This is a genomic window from Corynebacterium sp. LK2590 (assembly GCF_040946105.1).
Classification (GTDB): Bacteria; Actinomycetota; Actinomycetes; order Mycobacteriales; family Mycobacteriaceae; genus Corynebacterium.
Map to the genome: position 1 here is coordinate 141,690 of NZ_JAYWMH010000001.1, position 17,032 is coordinate 158,721.

A 17,032-nucleotide genomic window follows, 5' to 3' on the forward strand; every position below is an offset into this window, starting at 1 on the left:
CGCTGGACCCTATGCAAGGAGATCTATTTCGTGATTAACGCTCAACTTGGTCGTCGGATTTCCGCCGCGGCACTCGCCACGGCCGCCGGGCTGGCGCTGGCCGCCTGCTCTTCCGACGAGGAAGAGAACAACGCCCCCGACTCCGCCGCGACCACCCAGGCGGAATCCACTGAGGGGTCCGAGGGCGGGGACAGCGCGACCCCGGAGCAGCCGACCGCCGCGGACCTGAACGCCGTGTTGGCCACCGCCACGGATCCGGCCGCCTCCGAGGAGGATAAGGTCGCCACCGTCCAGGGCGGCGAGACCGCCCCCGAGCTCTTCGAGACCATGGCCGCCTCCAAGGCGGAAACCGGCGCCACCTTCGAGGTCGTCGACCCGGTCCTGCCGGGCTACGCCCCGCAGTCCGTGCTGGCCACCGTGAACTTCAGCGTTCCGGAAGAGCCCGGCCAGACTGCCGACAACGTCGAGTTCGTCTACGAAGACGGCAAGTGGAAGCTGTCCCAGTCCTGGGCCTGCACCCTGATCACCAACACCGTCGCCCCGGAGCAGGTTCCGGCCATGTGCACCGACGGCACCGTCGAAAACAACGACGGCGCAGTCAGCGAGCAGTAAGCCCGCCCGCTACCGCGCAACGACGCAGCCGAAGACCCCCCGCCATAGCGGCCGGGAGGGTCTTTCGCTGCCTGCGGGCAGGGCGTTTTAGGAAAAGTCCAGCGCGGTAGCCGAGGTCTGGATGACGCGCACGTCGGATTCCGGCGTGCCGTAGGTGATCTTGGTGTGCATGCTGACGTTGCCGGCAACCGGCAGGGGCTTGCCCAGGTCCACGGTCAGCGAGCCCTCGCTGTTGGTGCTCGAGTCCAGCACCTTCAGCTCCTGCCCCTCCAGGTCGGTGCCCTCCGCCTGGCCCTCCAGCGACAGCGCGCCCAGCGACGGGCGCTGGTGGATCTCCACGCCCAGCTCCGCGCGGCCATCCGCCAGCGATTCCAGCGTGAAGGTCGTCTCCTGCAGCAAGACGGCCTCGCCCGGAACGCGCGATTCCACGGTCCAGGTCGCGCCGGGGCCGATCTCCTCGTCCGGGAACACCACGGGCAGGGCCGTCAGCTTGGTGATGGCCTGCTCCGTAATCGCCCGCGCGTTATCCGTGGATTCCTGCGGGGCGGCCAGGCGCAGCGAGGTCATCTGGCCGTTGTCCTCGGCCCGCCAGCCAAACTGGAACCCCTCGGCCGAGGAGATGTCGGCGTCGCCGTCGAAGCCGGGCTCGCCCACGGTGAAGAAAGCGTTGCGGGTAGCCGGCGCCTGGCCCTCGGTGGCCTCGGAGGCCTCCTCCACGGAGCCGGTCAGCGGCAGGTGCGTGGTGGCGGTGTCGATGTCCTCGGCGCGGAAGTCGGCCGCGGCATCGGCCTGCAGCACGTCCTGCTGGAAGCCTTCCGTGATATCCAGGTTGAGCTCCTGCTCGGAGTCGATATCGGCGAAGGTCAGCAGCTGCTTGTCGCCCTGGCCGGTGGATTCGACGGTGACCCGTGGGGCATCGACAGCCATGCCCACGGGCTGCTCCACAGCCGGGCCGGGGGCTTGGTAATTGCAGCCGGCCAGCAGCAGGGAGGTAACTAGGACAGCGGGGATAGCTTTAACACGAAACACGTATTCCAAATTACCGGATCGATACGTTTACAATGGACCGGGTGAGCCCAACTAAAAGGAGAAATCTCGGATTAATGGCCACCATTGTGGTGGCGGTGGCAGTCCTCGACCAGGTGACCAAGGCGATCATGCTGGCGTGGCTCGACGAAGGCGAAGCCGTCGCCGTCATCGGGGACTGGTTCCGGTTCTTCCTCGTCTTCAACCCCGGGGCCGCCTTCTCCATGGGAGGGGAGGGGTCGACCTGGCTGTTCACCACCATCCAGCTGGCCTTCGTGGTGGGCGTGGCCATCGCCGCGCCGCGGATTAAAGACCCCGGCCAGGCCGTCGGGCTGGCGATGATCGCCGGCGGGGCCCTGGGCAATTTCATCGACCGCATCGCCCGCGAGCCGGGCTTCTGGTTCGGTCACGTCGTGGATTTTATCTCCGTGGGATCCTTCGCCGTGTTCAACATCGCCGACGCGGCCATCACCGTCGGGGTGGTCGTCTTCATCGTCGCCATGTTCTTAGAGGAAAGGAGCCAAGCCCGTGCACAGGGAGAGTAGAGCACTGCCCGTCCCCGAAGGACTCGCCGGTATGCGGGTCGATGCCGCCCTATCCAAGCTGCTCGGCTTCTCCCGGGCCACCGCGGCCCAGCTGTGCGCGGACGGCGACGTCACCGTCGACGGCAAGCCGCAGAGCAAGTCCGACCGCCTGCTGGAGGGTGGCTGGCTGGACGTGACCATGCCGGAGCCGCCCAAGCCGCTCATGCCGACCGAGGAGCTGGTCGAAGGCATGGACATTCTGTATTCCGACGACGACGTCATCGCCGTGCACAAGCCCGTCGGTGTGGCCGCCCACCCCACCGTCGGCTGGGAGGGCCCCACCGTCGTCGGGGGCCTGGCTGCCGCCGGGTTCCGCATTTCTACCTCGGGCCCGCCGGAGCGCAAGGGCATCGTCCAGCGCCTGGACGTGGGCACCTCCGGCGTGATGGTGGTCGCCGCCAGCGAGCGCGGCTACTCGGTGTTAAAACGCGCCTTCAAGGAGCGCACGGTGGAAAAGACCTACCACGCGCTGGTCCAGGGCCTGCCCGATCCCATCGAGGGCACCATCGGTGCCCCCATCGGCCGCCACCCGTCCGCCGGCTGGAAATTCGCCGTCACCGAGGACGGCAAGCCGGCCGTGACCCACTACCAGCTCATGGAGGCCTTCCGGGAGGCCAGCCTGCTGGAGGTCCACCTGGAGACCGGCCGCACGCACCAGATCCGCGTGCACATGTCCGCCACCGGGCATCCGTGCTGCGGGGATCCGATGTACGGCTCCGATCCCAACCTCGCGCAACGCCTGGGGCTTATCCGCCAGTGGCTGCACGCGGTCAAGCTGGGCTTTTATCACCCGGTCAGCGGCCGCTGGATGGAAATCACCGCGCCCTACCCGGACGATCTGGCCCACGCCCTCGACGTGGTGCGCGGATGAATGGCCGCGGCTGGGCAGTCGTCGGCGTCGCCGCGGTCGGGGTGGTCTGGGCGGCCGGCGCCTTCGGCGCGCAGCCTACCGCGCCGCTGCAGGGCGACCAGCTCGGCCCCCAGGCGGGCGAGGACCCCGGCGCCTACATCACCCGCGCCGACGGCCTCCTGGCAGAAGCCGACGATGCCACCCCGACCTACGCGCTCGTGACCTTCCAGTCCGCGCTATCTGTCCAGGACGCCGCCGATGTCGTGGAGCCGGCCGGGCGCGTCAACGCGATGCTGGTGGGCGCGTCCGAGCCCATCGCCCTGCCCGAACCGGTCGCCGGGGCGGACCGGGCGGACGTCTTCGACGCCGCGCTGGACCAGACGCAGGCCGGGCTGGACGGGGTCGGGCGCGTCGAGGTGCCCCGCGAGCTCAGCGCCGTGGTGGTCTGGGACACGGGCGAGGTCCTGCGGGCCGTCGCCGCGGCGCCGGAGGTGGCCGCCGTGGAGCCCGCGCCCGACGATGCCGCCTGGGGCAGCTTCGCTATTCGCCCGCCGGGCGCCCTGTAACCCGGCTCGCCCTGCGCGGCCGGTGGCGCAGCAGGTCGATGAGGTAGACCGCCACGGCCACCCAGATGATGATGAATCCGACCCAGCGCTCCGGGGGCATGTGCTCCTGGGTGACGAACAGCGCCCAGAGCATCTGCATGGTCGGGGTGATGTACTGGAGCATGCCGATGGTCGCCAGCGGCAGGTGCTTGGCGCCCTGGGCGAAGCACAAAAGCGGCAGCGCGGTGACCAAGCCGGCGCTGATAAGAAGCAGCGGGTGCAGCGGGCCCTGGTTGAAGAAGGTGCCCTGGCCGCCGGCCTCGAGGTAGATGAGGTAGCCCAGCGCCAGCGGGACCATGACCAGGGTCTCCGCCGCCACGGAGCCGGTCGAGGAGACCGAAATCTTCTTCTTGAGCAGCCCGTAGATGCCGAAGCTGAACGCCAGCGCCAGCGAGATATACGGGGTCTGGCCCGTCATGAAGGTCAGCCAGAGCACCGCCACCGCGGCGATGATGACCGCCGCCAGCTGGCCGCGGCGCAGCTGTTCCTTCAAGAAGATGATGCCTAAGCAGACCGCCACCAGCGGGTTGATGAAATAACCCAGGGCGGCGTCGGCGACGTGGTTGGTGTTAATCGCCACGACGTACACGCCCCAGTTGATGGTGATCGCCACGCCGCAGGCGGCCATCCAGCCCCAGGTGCGCAGGCTGAAGGCTTTGAGCTCCCGCCAGCCGCCGGTGGCCAGCAGGTAGGCGCCGACGAGCACGGCGGTCCACACCACGCGGTGGGCGAGGATCTCCAGCGGGTCGGCGGGCAGCAGGAGCGGGAAGAAGGCGGGGAAAAATCCCCACATCAGGTAGGCGGCGAGTGTATACAGCATTGGCTTAAAAGGTACTCCTCCCGCGCCGGACGGGCCGTCTTGACGCACCGGCTAGAATAGCCGGCATGGTCAAAAACTCCTCCTTCGTCCACCTGCATAACCACACCGAGTTTTCCATGCTGGACGGCATGGCCAAGGTGGATCTGCTGGCAGAGGAGGTCGGCCGGCAGCAAATGCCGGCGGTGGGCATGACCGACCACGGCAACATGTTCGGCTCCGACGCCTTCTACCGCCGCATGACCGGCGCAGGCATCAAGCCGATCATCGGCATCGAGGCCTACATGGCGCCGGGCTCCCGCTTCAACAAGAAGCGCCAGCTGTGGGGCAACCCGGACCAGAAGCGCGACGACGTTTCCGCCTCCGGCGCCTACCTCCACCAGACCATGCTGGCGGAAAACGCCACCGGCCTGCAGAACCTGTTCAAGCTGTCCTCGCTGGCCTCCTACGAGGGCCAGCTGGGCAAGTGGCCGCGCATGGACGCCGAGCTTATCGCCGAGCACGCTGACGGCATCATCGCCACCACCGGCTGCCCCTCGGGCGACGTGCAGACGCGCCTGCGCCTGGGCCAGTTCGACGAGGCCCTGGAAGCCGCCGCGATGTGGCAGGACATCTACGGCAAGGACAATTACTTCCTGGAGCTGATGGATCACGGGCTCGACATCGAAAAGCGCACCCGCGACGCCCTGCTAGAAATCGGCCGCCGCCTGGACCTGCCGCCGCTGGTGACCAACGACTGCCACTACGTGCTGGAGTCCCAGGCCCCCAACCACGAGGCCATGCTGTGCGTGCAGACCGGCAAGACGCTCAACGACCCGGATCGCTTCAAGTTCGGCGGCTCGGGCTACTACATCAAGTCCGCGCAGCAGATGCGCGAGATCTGGGACGAGATGGTCCCGGACGGCTGCGACAACACCCTGTGGATCGCCGAGCGCGTCGGCGACTACAGCAAGGTCTGGGAGGAACACACCCACGACCGCATGCCGATCGCGGACGTGCCGGAGGGCTACAGCCCGACCTCCTGGCTGACCCACGAGGTCATGGAGGGGCTCAAGGCGCGCTTCCCCGACTCCGAGGTGCCCGACGAGTACATCAAGCGCGCCGAGTACGAGATCTCGGTCATCGACATGAAGGGCTACCCGTCCTACTTCCTCATCGTGGCCGAGCTCATCAAGCACGCCCGGTCGGTGGGCATCCGCGTCGGGCCGGGCCGTGGTTCCGCCGCCGGCGCCCTGGTCGCCTACGCGCTGACCATTACCAATATCGACCCCATCGAGCACGACCTGCTCTTCGAGCGCTTCCTCAACCCGGAGCGCCCGTCCGCGCCCGATATCGATATCGACTTCGACGACCGCCGCCGCGGCGAGATGATCACCTACGCCGCCGAGCGCTGGGGCGAGGACAAGATCGCCCAGGTGATCACCTTCGGCACGGTCAAGACCAAGCAGGCCATCAAGGACTCCGCGAAGGTGCACTTCGGGCAGGAAGGCTTCCAGATGGCCGACCGCATCAACGCGGCCCTGCCGCCGGCCATCATGGCCAAGGACATCCCGCTGGCCGGCATCACCGACCCGGAGCACGAGCGCTACTCCGAGGCCGCCGAGGTGCGCAACATGGTCGAATCCGACCCGACCGTCCGCCAGATCTACGACACCGCCCGCGGCCTGGAAGGCGTGGTCCGCCAGGCCGGCGTCCACGCCTGCGCGGTGATTATGGCCTCGGTGCGGCTGATGGACCACATCCCGATGTGGAAGCGGCCGGCCGACGGCGCCATCATCACCGGTTGGGACTACCCGGCCTGCGAGGCCATCGGCCTGCTGAAGATGGACTTCCTGGGCCTGCGTAACCTCACCGTCGTCGGCGACGCCCTGGAAAACATCCGCAAAAACCGCGGCGAGGAGATCCACCTGGAGGACCTGCACGCCGACGACCCGGCCGTCAGCCGCGTCTACGACCTGCTCTCCCGCGGCGAGACCCTGGGCGTGTTCCAGCTGGACTCCGGCGGCATGCAGGAGCTGCTCAAGCGCATGAAGCCGACGGGCTTCAAGGACATCGTGGCATCGCTGGCGCTCTACCGCCCGGGCCCGATGGGCGTGAACGCCCACTGGGACTACGCCGACCGCAAGAACGGGCGCAAGGAAATCACCCCGATCCACCCCGAGCTGGCCGAACCGCTGAAGGAAATCCTGGACGAGACCTACGGCCTCATCGTCTACCAGGAGCAGATCATGCGTATCTCCCAGAAGGTAGCCAACTACACGGCCGGCGAGGCCGACGGCTTCCGTAAGGCCATGGGTAAGAAGAAGCCCGAGGTGCTCGCCCAGCAGTACGAGAAGTTCTCAGGCGGCATGTTCGACAACGGCTACTCCAAGGACGCCGTCGATGCCCTCTGGGGCACCATCGAGCCGTTTGCGTCGTACGCGTTCAACAAGTCCCACGCCGCCGGCTACGGGCTGGTCTCCTTCTGGACCGCCTACCTGAAGGCCTACTACGCGCCGGAGTACATGGCCGCGCTGCTGACCTCGGTGGGCGACAAGAAGGACAAGTCCGCCATCTACCTGTCCGACTGCCGCCACCTGGGCATCAAGGTGCTGCCGCCGGACGTCAACGAGTCCGACGTCGACTTTCAGGCCGTCGGCGAGGACATCCGCTTCGGCATGGGCGCCATCCGCAACGTCGGCGCGGACGTGGTGGAGTCTTTGATTTCTACCCGCCGCGAGAAGGGCGCGTTTACCAGCTTCTCCGACTACCTCGACAAGATCGAGCTGGCTGCGTGCTCCAAGCGCGTGACCGAGTCGCTCATCAAGGCCGGCGCCTTCGACTCCCTGGGCCATCCCCGCAAGGGGCTGATGCTCATCCAGGAGGACGCGGTGGACTCGGTGCAGACCACCAAGAAGGCCGCGGACAAGGGCCAGTTCGACCTGTTCGCGGGCTTCGGCGGCGACGACTCCGAGACCGCCAACGCTTTTGCCATCGAGGTCCCGGACGAGCACTGGGAGCGCAAGCACGAGCTGGCGCTGGAGCGCGAGATGCTGGGCCTGTACGTCTCCGGCCACCCGCTGGACGGCTTCGAGGAGGCCCTCGACGCGCAGACCGACACCCCGCTGCCCAAGATCCTGGCCGGCGAGGTCCGCGACAAGCAGGAGCTGCTCATCGGCGGCATCATCTCGGGCGTGGACCGGCGATTTTCCAAGAAGGACGGCTCGCCCTGGGCCATCGTCACGGTGGAGGACCACCACGGCGCGCAGGTGGAAATCCTGGTCTTTAACAAGGTCTACTCCCTGGTCGCGCCGCAGATCGTCGAGGACAACATCATCCTGGCCAAGGTCCAGGTCAAGATCCGCGACGAGCGCATGTCCCTGTTCTGCAACGACATCCGCGTGCCCGATCTCGGCCCCGGCAACGGCGCCGGCCTGCCGCTGCGGCTGACGATGCGTACCGACCAGTGCACCATGGACAACATCGCCAAGCTCAAGCAGGTGCTGTCCAACAACCGCGGCGAGTCCGACGTCTACCTGACGCTGACGTGCGGCGACGAGTCCACCATGATGATTTTGGGCGAGGATCTGCGCGTGGAGCGCTCCGGCAACCTGATGGGGGATTTGAAGGCGACGATGGGCGCGGGCATCCTCGGCTAGCCAGCGCGGGTGAATATAAACGTCGGGGCGGAGGCCCTCCTCAGTTAATGTAGACAGCACAGTCTACTAGGAACGAAGGAGAGCCTCCCATGGCCAACAAAATTCGCACCACCCACGTCGGCTCGCTGCCGCGCACCCCGGAACTGCTGGAGGCCAACCATAAGCGGGCCCAGGGCGCCATCAACGACGAGGAATTCCACGCCATCCTCGAGCGCTCCGTCGACGAGGTGGTCAAGCGCCAGGTCGACCTGGGCCTCGACATCATCAACGAGGGGGAGTACGGGCACATCACCTCCGGCGCCGTCGACTACGGCGCCTGGTGGAACTACTCCTTTACCCGCCTGGGCGGGCTCACCATGACCGACACCGACCGCTGGGCCAACGGCGAGGTCGTGCGCTCCACCCCGGGCAACCCGCGCCTGACTTCCTTCCCGGACCGCCGCGACCGCGCGCTGTTCTCCGAGGCCTACGAGGATCCGGAGTCCGGCATCTTCACCGGCCGCTCCAAGGTGGGTAACCCGGAGTTCACCGGCCCGATTACCTACATCGGCCAGGACCAGGTCGACGCGGACGTGAAGCTGCTGCGTCAGGTCATGGACAAGGCTGGCGCCACCGAGGGCTTCGTCGCCGCTCTGTCCCCGGGGTCCGCGGCCCGCCTGAAGAACAAGTACTACGACGACGACTTCGACGTCGTGCGCGCCTGCGGCGAGGCGCTGAGCCACGAGTACAAGGCCATCACCGACGCCGGCTTCACCGTCCAGTTCGACGCTCCCGACCTGGCCGAGGCCTGGGACCAGATCAACCCGGAGCCGTCCGTGGAGGACTTCCGCGGCTTCGTGCGGGATCGCATCAACGTGCTTAACGATGCCATCCGCGATCTGCCCGTCGACAAGACCCGCCTGCACATCTGCTGGGGCTCCTGGCACGGCCCGCACGTGACCGACGTGCCGTTCGCCGACATCATCGACGAGATCCTGCAGGCCAAGGTTGGCGGCTTCTCCTTCGAGGGGGCGTCCCCGCGCCACGCCCACGAGTGGCGCGTCTGGCAGGACCACGAGCTGCCCGAGGGCACGGTCATCTACCCGGGCGTGGTCTCGCACTCCACCAATGCCGTGGAGCACCCGCGCTTGGTGGCCGACCGCATCATCAAGTTCGCCGAGCAGGTCGGCCCGGACAAGGTCGTGGCCTCCACCGACTGTGGCCTGGGCGGGCGCCTGCACCACCAGATCGCGTGGGCGAAGCTGCAGTCGCTGGTCGAGGGCGCGGAAATCGCCTCGCGCGAGCTGTTCTAGCAGCTAAGTTATCCACAGCCCCCGCCTGGTGCGGGGGCTGTTTTTGTGCCTAACGATGCCTCCCTGCGGCTACCTGGTCACGTTGCTCCATTTTTCGGCCCTTAGGCAGGTGGCGCGGAGAAAAAGGGCGTTTTCTGCTGTTTCGGGCCGCGTGCAGGATGGTTAGTTTGTTCCGAGTTATCCACAGATTGGGTTTTCGGGCCTTGTCGGGGTTGACGTGTGCTTCTAGCGTGTGGGGCATGACAGCAATGACAGCCATGGACACTTTGAAAGCAGCGCACTCAATCTTCGCGGACGGGATCCAGTATTTGGGCCTGTGCCGCGAGTTGAGCCTGCCTGCCCTGAAGGCTGTCATGTCGGACGTTGCCGCAGCCGCGCACCATCGCGCCTGCCAAACCTTCTTCGGGCACACTACGTATACGAGGAAGCAGGCCGCCGCGAGGAAAGGCGCCGCGGAATCCGGACACCACCTGGACACGTTGCTGGTGTTGGATAACGCCTTCCGCCGGGTACGCCACAAGGACCACGCCTGGGCGATGCTCATCGAACTCTGCAACACGCCTGGCACCACCAAACAACTCCGCCGCCTGGCCAACAAGAAGGTCCTGGAGCTCAACCGCCCGGCACCGCCGGCCGAAGGTGTGCGCGTGACCCGCCGCAAAGACGGCCCCAGCACGTTTTCGGTGACCGGGGACCCGGAGCTGGTGGAATACCTCTGGGCGTCAATTAAGACCATCCCGGATGTCGAGGCACTGTTTAGCGGCGGACTGGAGAAGCAGCCCAAGGCCACGCACGTGGTCATCTCCCTGCCCGACTGGGTGCGCATCCTGTCCGGTGATGGGGACGATATCACCCTGCGGCTGAGCAACGGGACCACCATGACTGGGGCCGAGTACGTCCGCCAATGCTTGCTGGATGCGGGCCTGGCCACGTTGGTGGATCCTAGGCGCGGGCCGGTCAACCAGTACCGCTACCAACGGCATGCTTCACCCAAGCAGAATGACATGGCGAAGGCGGAGACCACCACCTGTGCCTGGCCAAACTGCCGCAAGCCGGCCGATGAGTGCCAGGTCCACCACATCCACCCCTGGGTAGACGGCGGTGAGACCAACCAAGAAAACCTCACCTTGTTGTGTGAGTTCCATAATTCCTGGAATGATGACGACCCGGCCTACCCCAGACACGGGAGGGTCAACCGAAGACACGGCAAGGTGACATGGGACCCGCCCTGGGGTGGCGGCCCCTAGACCCGCCACGAGACCAGGCTGCGAGAGGGCACCCCAAGGGACAAACCCAGCCAAAAGACGCGAAAAGGCGCCACGGACCACGTCCGTAGCGCCTACTCGGCGTGCCTTAAGTCCTTAGAACTTAACGCCGGCCTGCTTCAGGAGATCCTTGAGCGGGTTGAGAATAGCCGGGTTGATCTGGGCGAGCATCACGGTGGCCTGAACGATGCCAGCCAGCAGCGCACCCACCACAGAGACCCACGACATGACTTCCTTGAACTTTGCGGTCGTCTCGACGCTGGAGCCGAACATGGTATCGGGCTCCTCGTCCTTGCCGTCCGAATCGCCGCCCGTCTGGTCGCCGCTATCGGAGTCGCCGTTGGCCTCGGGGTCCTCAGGGTTCCCGGAGTCGCCGGCGTTGCCGGTGTCCTCGCCCTCGCCGGTGCCGTCGCCCTCAGCGGGGGTTTCGGTAGCGGTCGAGGTGGGGGCCGAGGTGTCGGTGGCCTCTTCGGCCATGGCGACCGGGGAGACGAGCCCGAAGGTGACAGCAGCGGCAGCGACAAGGGTGGTGCTAAGGCGAGTGCGGCGCATGGTGGAAACTCCTTAAAAACAAGACGAGAGCAACGATGACAAATATCCTCAGATGAATTTATCAGGTTGTTTGGAGATGTCTACCCCTGCGGTCTCAATAGTGGGCCAGGGCACCCAGGCGCTGGGGATTGTCTGTCAAACTATAGGTATTGCGCCACGGCCGCCAACCGGCCCGCTAGAATAAACCGACATGACGCAAAACTTCGACCCCATCCGAGCATCCGACGTCCAGCTGGCCCAGTCCCGCATTTCGTCCGAGATCGCTCCCACCCCCTTGTACTACTGCCCGCGTCTGTCCCAGATTACGGGCTACGAGGTCTACCTCAAGCGGGAAGACCAGCAAGACGTGCGCTCCTATAAGATTCGCGGGTCCTATTTTGCGATTTCCAACCTGTCGGAGGAGCAGCGCGCCGGCGGGGTAGTGGCGGCATCGGCGGGCAATCACGCCCAGGGCGTGGCCTATGCCTGCCGCACGATGGGCATCAAGGGCAAGATCTTCGTGCCCGGCCCCACCCCGAAGCAGAAGCGCGACCGCATCAAGGTCCACGGTGGCGACGCGGTCGAGCTGGTCGTCGTGGGCGCCAACTTCGACGAGGCGGCAGCCGCAGCCCGCGCCGACGCCGAAGCCCGCGGTGCGACCATGATCGAGCCCTTCGATGCCCGCGACACGATCACCGGCCAAGGCACCGTCGCCGCGGAGATCGTCTCGCAGCTGTCCGCCCAGGGCCGTAGCCTCGACGCGGTCGTCGTCCCGGTGGGCGGCGGCGGACTGCTGGGCGGCATCGTGAGCTACTTGGCGGACATGTCCCCGCGCACGCAGGTCTACGGCATTGAGCCGCAAGGGGCGGCATCGCTGACCGCGGCGCTGCGGGCGGGCGAGCCGGTCACCCTCGACGAGATTGATCCCTTCGTCGATGGCGCGGCCGTCGGGCGCATTGGTTCGCTGCCCTTCGACATCGTCAGCCATAACCGCGAGCGGGTCAGCTGTGACACGGTCTCCGAGGGCGCGGTGTGCACGGAGCTGCTGGAGCTGTACCAGAACGAAGGCATCATCGCCGAGCCCGCCGGCGCCCTGTCCGTGGCCGGCCTCCAGCTTGTCGATGCCCCCGCCGGCTCCACCGTCGTCTGCATCATCTCGGGCGGCAACAACGACGTGCTGCGCTACGCCGAAATCATGGAACGCTCCCTGGTCCACCGCGGGCTCAAGCACTACTTCTTGGTCAACTTCCCGCAGGAGCCCGGGCAGCTGCGCGCGTTCTTGGAAGAGATCCTGGGGCCGCACGACGACATCACCCTGTTCGAGTACCTCAAGCGCAACAACCGCGAGACCGGTGCGGCGCTGGTCGGCCTCCAGCTCGGGGAGGCCGTCGGCCTGCCGGGCTTGCTGGCCCGGATGGAGGAGTCGCGGATTAAGTGCCAGCGCCTGGAGCCGGGCACGCCCGAGTACGAATTCCTGGTGTCTTAATGGAGCGCTACCCGCTGCCCGCGGCCGGGAAGGTCACCGAGCACGAAGTAGAAATCAAGCGCTCCCGCTTCATCGCGCTAGTTACGCGGGCGCAGAATGAGGACGAGGCGCGCGGTTTCATCGCGAGTGTGCGCGAGCGCTTCCCGGACGCCCGCCACCATTGCAGCGCCTACGTCTACTACCAGGACGGCGCGCAGCCGGTGGAGCGTTCCTCCGACGACGGCGAGCCGTCCGGCACCGCCGGCAAACCCATGCTCGACGTGCTCAAGGGCAGCGGCATGCTGGACGTGTGCGCGGTGGTGGTCCGCTACTTCGGCGGCATCAAGCTGGGCGCCGGCGGGCTGGTGCACGCCTACGGAGGCACGCTCAGCGAGGCCGTCGCGCAGGTAGACCGCGTGACCCGCGCGCAGCGGGAGCTGTACACGATCGAGGTGGAGCACGCCGAGGCCGGCCGCCTCGAGGCGGAGCTGCGAGCCCGCGGCTACGACGTCCGCGACACCCAGTACGGCGCCGCGGTGACCTACACCTTGGCCTGCGCGCCCGGCAGCCGGGACGGCCTGGAAGCCGAGCTAGCGGCGCTGACGCAAGGGCGCGTGGCCCCGCGGGCCGGCGGGCGAGCCTGGGTGGAATTACCTGGTACGTGAGGTAGAATAGCTAGCCATGACCATGCAGCGACGTCCCAACAATCCGATTGAAGCGCGCAAGCAAGCAGTCCGCAAGCACTCCCGCAACGGCCTCATCTCCGTGGGCGCCGGGGTCGGCGGCGGCGTTCTGATGACTATCCTGTTCGGCAACCCGGGCTTTTGGTTAGTGCTCGGCCTGGTGGTGGCTGTCGTCGGTGGCGCCGCCAACTTCCTCAAGGTGCGCAAGATCATCAACCAGAACTACAACAACTACTAATTCATGGATAACCAGCCTGCTGGTAGGCCGGTTCGCATCGACGCGTGGGTCTGGGCGGTGCGCATGTTTAAAACCCGTTCCGCGGCCGCCGATGCCGTCAAAGCCGGCCACGTCAAAATCAACGGCGAGGCCGTCAAGCCCGCGCAACAAGTCGTCCCCGGCGACCGCGTCCGCGTGTGGAAGGACCACCACGAATACGACCTGGAGGTGCTAGCCACCGTGCGCAAGCGTGTCGGGGCGCCGGTCGCGCGCACCTGCTACACCGACCACGCGCCGCCGCCCCCGCCGCGACAGTTCCAGCCGTCGGTGCCCGTTCGCGCGAAAGGCGCGGGGCGGCCCACCAAGCGGGAGCGCCGCCAGATGGAAAAATTCCGCGGCGGCTTCCGCTAGCCTAGCCGCGCAGCTGCTTTAAGCGCCCGCGCAGGCGCTTGGCGCGATCGGCGCGGTTGCCGGTGCGCGCGGTGGCATCGATGTGCGCCTGCCCGAAGCGGTTGAGCAGGAGATCGTCGACCAGCCGGATATGGCCGGGGCGGAAACGGTACTGGAAGGCCTCCTGCAGGGAGGCGATGTCTTCGTCGTTGAGCAGCTCCTGGAGCTGGCGCACGGTGGTGACCCCGTTGAGCTCGAGCAGTTCCGCCAGCCAGCGGTAGTGATCCGAGCGTGACCGCGGGAAGCGCGAGCCCAGCAGCATGGTGAGAATCCCCGGCAACGTCTCTGCGGTGACCACGACGTCTTCGGTGGTCTCGGTGCGCGGGCTCTTGAGCGCGGCGATCTCGTCGAATTGCTGATCGGCGAGCTCGATCAGCCCGGCGGCCAGCGTGAACAGGCGGTCCACCTGCGGCGAGGGCGGGTTCGGGCCCTGCTTGTAGCGGATGTCGTGCTCGAACTCGGCCCAGGCGTGCTGCAGGACGGTGCGCACCTGCACCTCGAAGGTGAAGCCGCGGTAGGCGGCCAGCTCCTCAATGGCGTCGGTCACCCGCAGCACCAGGTGGTGCGAGCCGTAGCCGAAGCCGCCGGAAATCCGCGTCTGCGCCGCCTTGTCGACCGAGCGCAGGACCTCGAAGGACTCGCTCAACACGTCGATGGCCTGCGGGATGGCGGTGGAGTGGAAGACCGTCGCGCGCACGCCGACCAGATCGTGGATATCCTCCCACGGGTGCGGGTAGACCGGCTCGCCGTCGGCGTTGCGCTTTTTCGCCTTCGCCTTGAACGAGGACCAGCTCTTCACGCGGGCGGAGACGTGATCGAAGATGACGCCGGCATCGTTGAGCAATTCTTCGATGGCGGCATGGAAGTCCGCGGCGGCGTGCGGGTGCTGCCGGTTCCAGTCGTGGTAGCGGTTGCCCAAGCGGGCCACGGGGCGGCTCCTTTCCCTAAATGCTTAAAAGTCGAGGCAGTAGTCCTGCGGAAACCCCTGCACCAATAGTAACGGCACCGACGACAATTGCACCCGATGCCGCGGCCGCGTTTCCTGCGCCCGCCGCGCCCAGGCCGTGGCCTCCTGGTGGCTTACCCCGGCCAGCGCAAGCACCGTGACCGGGTCGGGCACGAGGTAGACCAGGCGCTCGGCGGCCAGGATGTTGCACAGGTGCTCGTCGAGCAGCAGGAAGGCGCGCGGGTGGGCCAGCCAGGAGCTAATCGGGTAGCGCGAGGTGGCCACCTGCACACCGTTGGGGCAGCCGGGGCCGAGGACCGCGCTGGCCGGCCGCATCCAGAACTGGGTGCCGTACTCGGAGCGGGAGGCCTCCGCCAGGTTGATGGCGGCGAAATCCCATGCGTGTTGGATGGACACTCCCAGCTCGTCCAAGCCGCGCTGGCTGACGTTGATGCCGCCGTCGGAGGTTTGGCACCGCAGCGTCATCGACCAGTTCTGTGACAGCGGCAGGGTGGCCACGGAGTCGCAGAAGCCATCGTCGGACAGGCCGGTGTTACTGGTCCAGCGCTGGCGGACCAAGCGGGGCAGGAGACCGTCTAGGCTCAGCTCCGGGTGCGTGGCGGGGTGGATGGCGGTGGTCACGACTACTCTCCTGACGGGTCGGCGGGAATCCCTGACGAGTAGTTAGACTGCGCCGCGGCCGCAACGGTTCCCTAGAACGGAGGTTCCTCGCTCAACCCCACGGCATCGAGGAGCTCGTTGGCGCTCCAGAAGGTGATCTCCTGGCCCTTGTCGCGCAGCTCCTCGGCACGCTTTTCCTTGGATGTCTTCTTCGCCCACGTGCCGACGACCAGCAGGGTGGTCTTTTTCGTGACGTTCTTGCCGATCACGCCGCCGCGCTCGGCGATGGCGGACCACAGCTGGCCCTTGTCGAAGGGCTCGAAGTCGCCGGTCAGCGTGACGTGCTGACCATAAAGCGGGCCTTGCGGGTCGGCGTCGTCGTTGGGCTCGGGGATGGTCTCCGGCGTGGCGACGGTCTTCCAGGGGGCGGGGCGGCGCGCGCCGGACTCGCGGGTCTGCGAGCGGAAATCCGTGCCGGCGCCTAGGTCGGCCGCCGAGGTCGGCGCCACGTTGTCCTGGAGGACCGGCATGACCTGCTCGGCAGACAGCGCCCCCAGGCGGAAGCCGCACTCGTCGAAGAGGCCGGCGATGCCGCCGGTCAGCCCCAGCTTCTGCGCCAGGCCGGCGACGATGACCCCGGCGGCGCGGGCGTCGGCGCAGGCGTCGTGGTGGCTAAAGGACTCCATCCCGCACGCCGCGGCGACGGTGGGCAGCTTGTGGTTGGCCACGTCGAGCACCCCGCGGGCGGAGCAGTAGCGCGCCAGCGCCAGGGAGCAGGCCAGCTGCCAGTCGGGGACCTCGCTGGAGGTGGCCTGCAGGGCGGCGTGCAGGGCGCTGGAATCGAACTGCGCGTTGTGCGCGACGAAGACGTCGCCGCCCACAAAATCCACCAGCTCGGCGGCGACGGTGGCAAAGGGGGCGGCATCGGCGACATCGGCGGCCGTGATGCCGTGGATGGAGATGTTGACGTCGTCGAAGTCGGGCCAGGTAGCCGGCGGCTGGCACAGCCAGGTTCGGGACTCGGTCTCGCGGCCGTCGCGGAAGCGGACCGCACCCAACTGGCAGATAGACCCCCAGTGCCAGTTGGCGGTTTCGACGTCGACGGCGGTGAAATCCAGCCCCGGCACGCCCGGGTCGTGCTCGCCGCTTTGGGCGGCGGCGATCAGCGCGCGGATGGCCTCGGCGTCCTGGTGCGGGTCGACGGGGATGGTCACGTCCGTGCCCTCCAGCGCCACCCAGCCCTGCGCGGTGGCGGTGGGCTCGCGCACGCTCACCCCGTTGATGTCGGCGAGCGGGACCGAGGTGGTGGCCGGCTTCCCCAGGCTCAGCGACAGTACGGAGTGGAGGATCTCCACGCTGGTAGCGGTGACATCGACGAGGGCGCCGTGGGCTTTAACCGACACTAAAATCAGGGCCTTTCCAAGCAGGAA

The 17,032-nt window shown here is 67.1% G+C and carries 17 protein-coding genes; 11 read left to right on the plus strand and 6 right to left on the minus strand.

Translation table 11 applies throughout. The features are described from left to right. The first annotated feature begins 30 nt into the window (after window positions 1–30). Window positions 31–612: a hypothetical protein gene (locus VVR85_RS00625; RefSeq protein WP_368519046.1), complete on the plus strand. Its 582-nt coding sequence runs from the start codon at window positions 31–33 to the stop codon at window positions 610–612. Between the two features lie 87 nt (window positions 613–699). On the opposite strand, the gene VVR85_RS00630 is transcribed toward VVR85_RS00625, so the two are convergent. Continuing rightward, window positions 700–1,641, minus strand: coding sequence for a hypothetical protein (locus tag VVR85_RS00630; RefSeq protein WP_368519047.1), 942 nt, complete (start codon window positions 1,639–1,641; stop codon window positions 700–702). 32 nt (window positions 1,642–1,673) lie between these two features. On the opposite strand from VVR85_RS00630, the gene lspA reads away from it, so the two are divergent. Genes lspA through VVR85_RS00645 form a run of 3 tightly spaced genes read left to right on the plus strand, consistent with a single transcriptional unit; the run spans window position 1,674 to window position 3,638 of the window. Continuing rightward, window positions 1,674–2,183, plus strand: a complete 510-nt coding sequence (gene lspA / locus VVR85_RS00635; RefSeq protein WP_409338165.1) for a signal peptidase II — start codon at window positions 1,674–1,676, stop codon at window positions 2,181–2,183. Window positions 2,184–2,214: 31 nt separating this feature from the next. Then, window positions 2,215–3,093 (plus strand): RluA family pseudouridine synthase, encoded by an 879-nt coding sequence (locus VVR85_RS00640; RefSeq protein ID WP_368519049.1) that lies wholly within the window; start codon window positions 2,215–2,217, stop codon window positions 3,091–3,093. Next, the gene (locus VVR85_RS00645; RefSeq protein WP_368519050.1) at window positions 3,090–3,638 is read left to right on the plus strand and encodes a hypothetical protein; all 549 of its coding nucleotides are present in this window, start codon (window positions 3,090–3,092) and stop codon (window positions 3,636–3,638) included. The genes VVR85_RS00640 and VVR85_RS00645 overlap by 4 nt, the downstream gene beginning before the upstream one ends. Here VVR85_RS00645 and rarD read toward each other — a convergent pair. Continuing rightward, window positions 3,613–4,497 carry an EamA family transporter RarD gene (gene rarD, locus VVR85_RS00650; RefSeq protein WP_368519051.1) on the minus strand — a complete coding sequence of 295 codons (885 nt, stop codon included), beginning with the start codon at window positions 4,495–4,497 and terminating at the stop codon, window positions 3,613–3,615. The two genes, VVR85_RS00645 and rarD, sit on opposite strands and share 26 nt — an antisense overlap. A gap of 65 nt (window positions 4,498–4,562) precedes the next feature. On the opposite strand from rarD, the gene dnaE reads away from it, so the two are divergent. The 3 genes from dnaE (at window position 4,563) to VVR85_RS00665 (ending at window position 10,671) form a co-directional block, all read left to right on the plus strand. Further along, window positions 4,563–8,132 (plus strand): DNA polymerase III subunit alpha, encoded by a 3,570-nt coding sequence (gene dnaE, locus VVR85_RS00655; RefSeq protein ID WP_368519052.1) that lies wholly within the window; start codon window positions 4,563–4,565, stop codon window positions 8,130–8,132. A gap of 89 nt (window positions 8,133–8,221) precedes the next feature. Continuing rightward, window positions 8,222–9,424, plus strand: coding sequence for a cobalamin-independent methionine synthase II family protein (locus VVR85_RS00660; RefSeq protein WP_368519053.1), 1,203 nt, complete (start codon window positions 8,222–8,224; stop codon window positions 9,422–9,424). 239 nt (window positions 9,425–9,663) lie between these two features. Then, complete coding sequence (locus VVR85_RS00665; protein WP_368519054.1) at window positions 9,664–10,671, plus strand: HNH endonuclease signature motif containing protein; 1,008 nt, start codon at window positions 9,664–9,666, stop codon at window positions 10,669–10,671. Between the two features lie 114 nt (window positions 10,672–10,785). Here the strand turns inward: VVR85_RS00665 and VVR85_RS00670 are convergent, their stop codons facing one another. Beyond that, window positions 10,786–11,241 carry a hypothetical protein gene (locus VVR85_RS00670; protein WP_368519055.1) on the minus strand — a complete coding sequence of 152 codons (456 nt, stop codon included), beginning with the start codon at window positions 11,239–11,241 and terminating at the stop codon, window positions 10,786–10,788. A gap of 190 nt (window positions 11,242–11,431) precedes the next feature. Between VVR85_RS00670 and ilvA the strand changes: the two genes are divergently transcribed. From ilvA to VVR85_RS00690, 4 genes are read left to right on the plus strand one after another with little or no spacing between them, the layout of a single operon-like run. Then, the gene (gene ilvA / locus VVR85_RS00675) at window positions 11,432–12,706 is read left to right on the plus strand and encodes a threonine ammonia-lyase IlvA (protein ID WP_368519056.1); all 1,275 of its coding nucleotides are present in this window, start codon (window positions 11,432–11,434) and stop codon (window positions 12,704–12,706) included. After that, window positions 12,706–13,350 carry a YigZ family protein gene (locus VVR85_RS00680; protein ID WP_368519057.1) on the plus strand — a complete coding sequence of 215 codons (645 nt, stop codon included), beginning with the start codon at window positions 12,706–12,708 and terminating at the stop codon, window positions 13,348–13,350. The genes ilvA and VVR85_RS00680 overlap by 1 nt, the downstream gene beginning before the upstream one ends. Window positions 13,351–13,366: 16 nt before the next feature. Then, window positions 13,367–13,606, plus strand: coding sequence for a hypothetical protein (locus tag VVR85_RS00685; protein WP_070769540.1), 240 nt, complete (start codon window positions 13,367–13,369; stop codon window positions 13,604–13,606). 3 nt (window positions 13,607–13,609) lie between these two features. Further along, a complete protein-coding gene (locus VVR85_RS00690) occupies window positions 13,610–13,996 on the plus strand; it encodes an RNA-binding S4 domain-containing protein (RefSeq protein ID WP_290222382.1) in 387 nt (128 codons plus the stop codon). Between the two features lies 1 nt (window position 13,997). Here the strand turns inward: VVR85_RS00690 and VVR85_RS00695 are convergent, their stop codons facing one another. The 3 genes from VVR85_RS00695 to VVR85_RS00705 all read right to left on the minus strand — a co-directional run bounded on the left by VVR85_RS00695 (window position 13,998) and on the right by VVR85_RS00705 (window position 17,005). Further along, window positions 13,998–14,963, minus strand: coding sequence for a GTP pyrophosphokinase family protein (locus VVR85_RS00695; RefSeq protein WP_368519058.1), 966 nt, complete (start codon window positions 14,961–14,963; stop codon window positions 13,998–14,000). A gap of 24 nt (window positions 14,964–14,987) precedes the next feature. After that, the gene (locus tag VVR85_RS00700) at window positions 14,988–15,623 is read right to left on the minus strand and encodes a hypothetical protein (RefSeq protein WP_368519059.1); all 636 of its coding nucleotides are present in this window, start codon (window positions 15,621–15,623) and stop codon (window positions 14,988–14,990) included. Window positions 15,624–15,694: 71 nt separating this feature from the next. After that, a complete protein-coding gene (locus tag VVR85_RS00705; RefSeq protein WP_368519060.1) occupies window positions 15,695–17,005 on the minus strand; it encodes an exonuclease domain-containing protein in 1,311 nt (436 codons plus the stop codon). Between the last annotated feature and the right edge of the window lie 27 nt (window positions 17,006–17,032).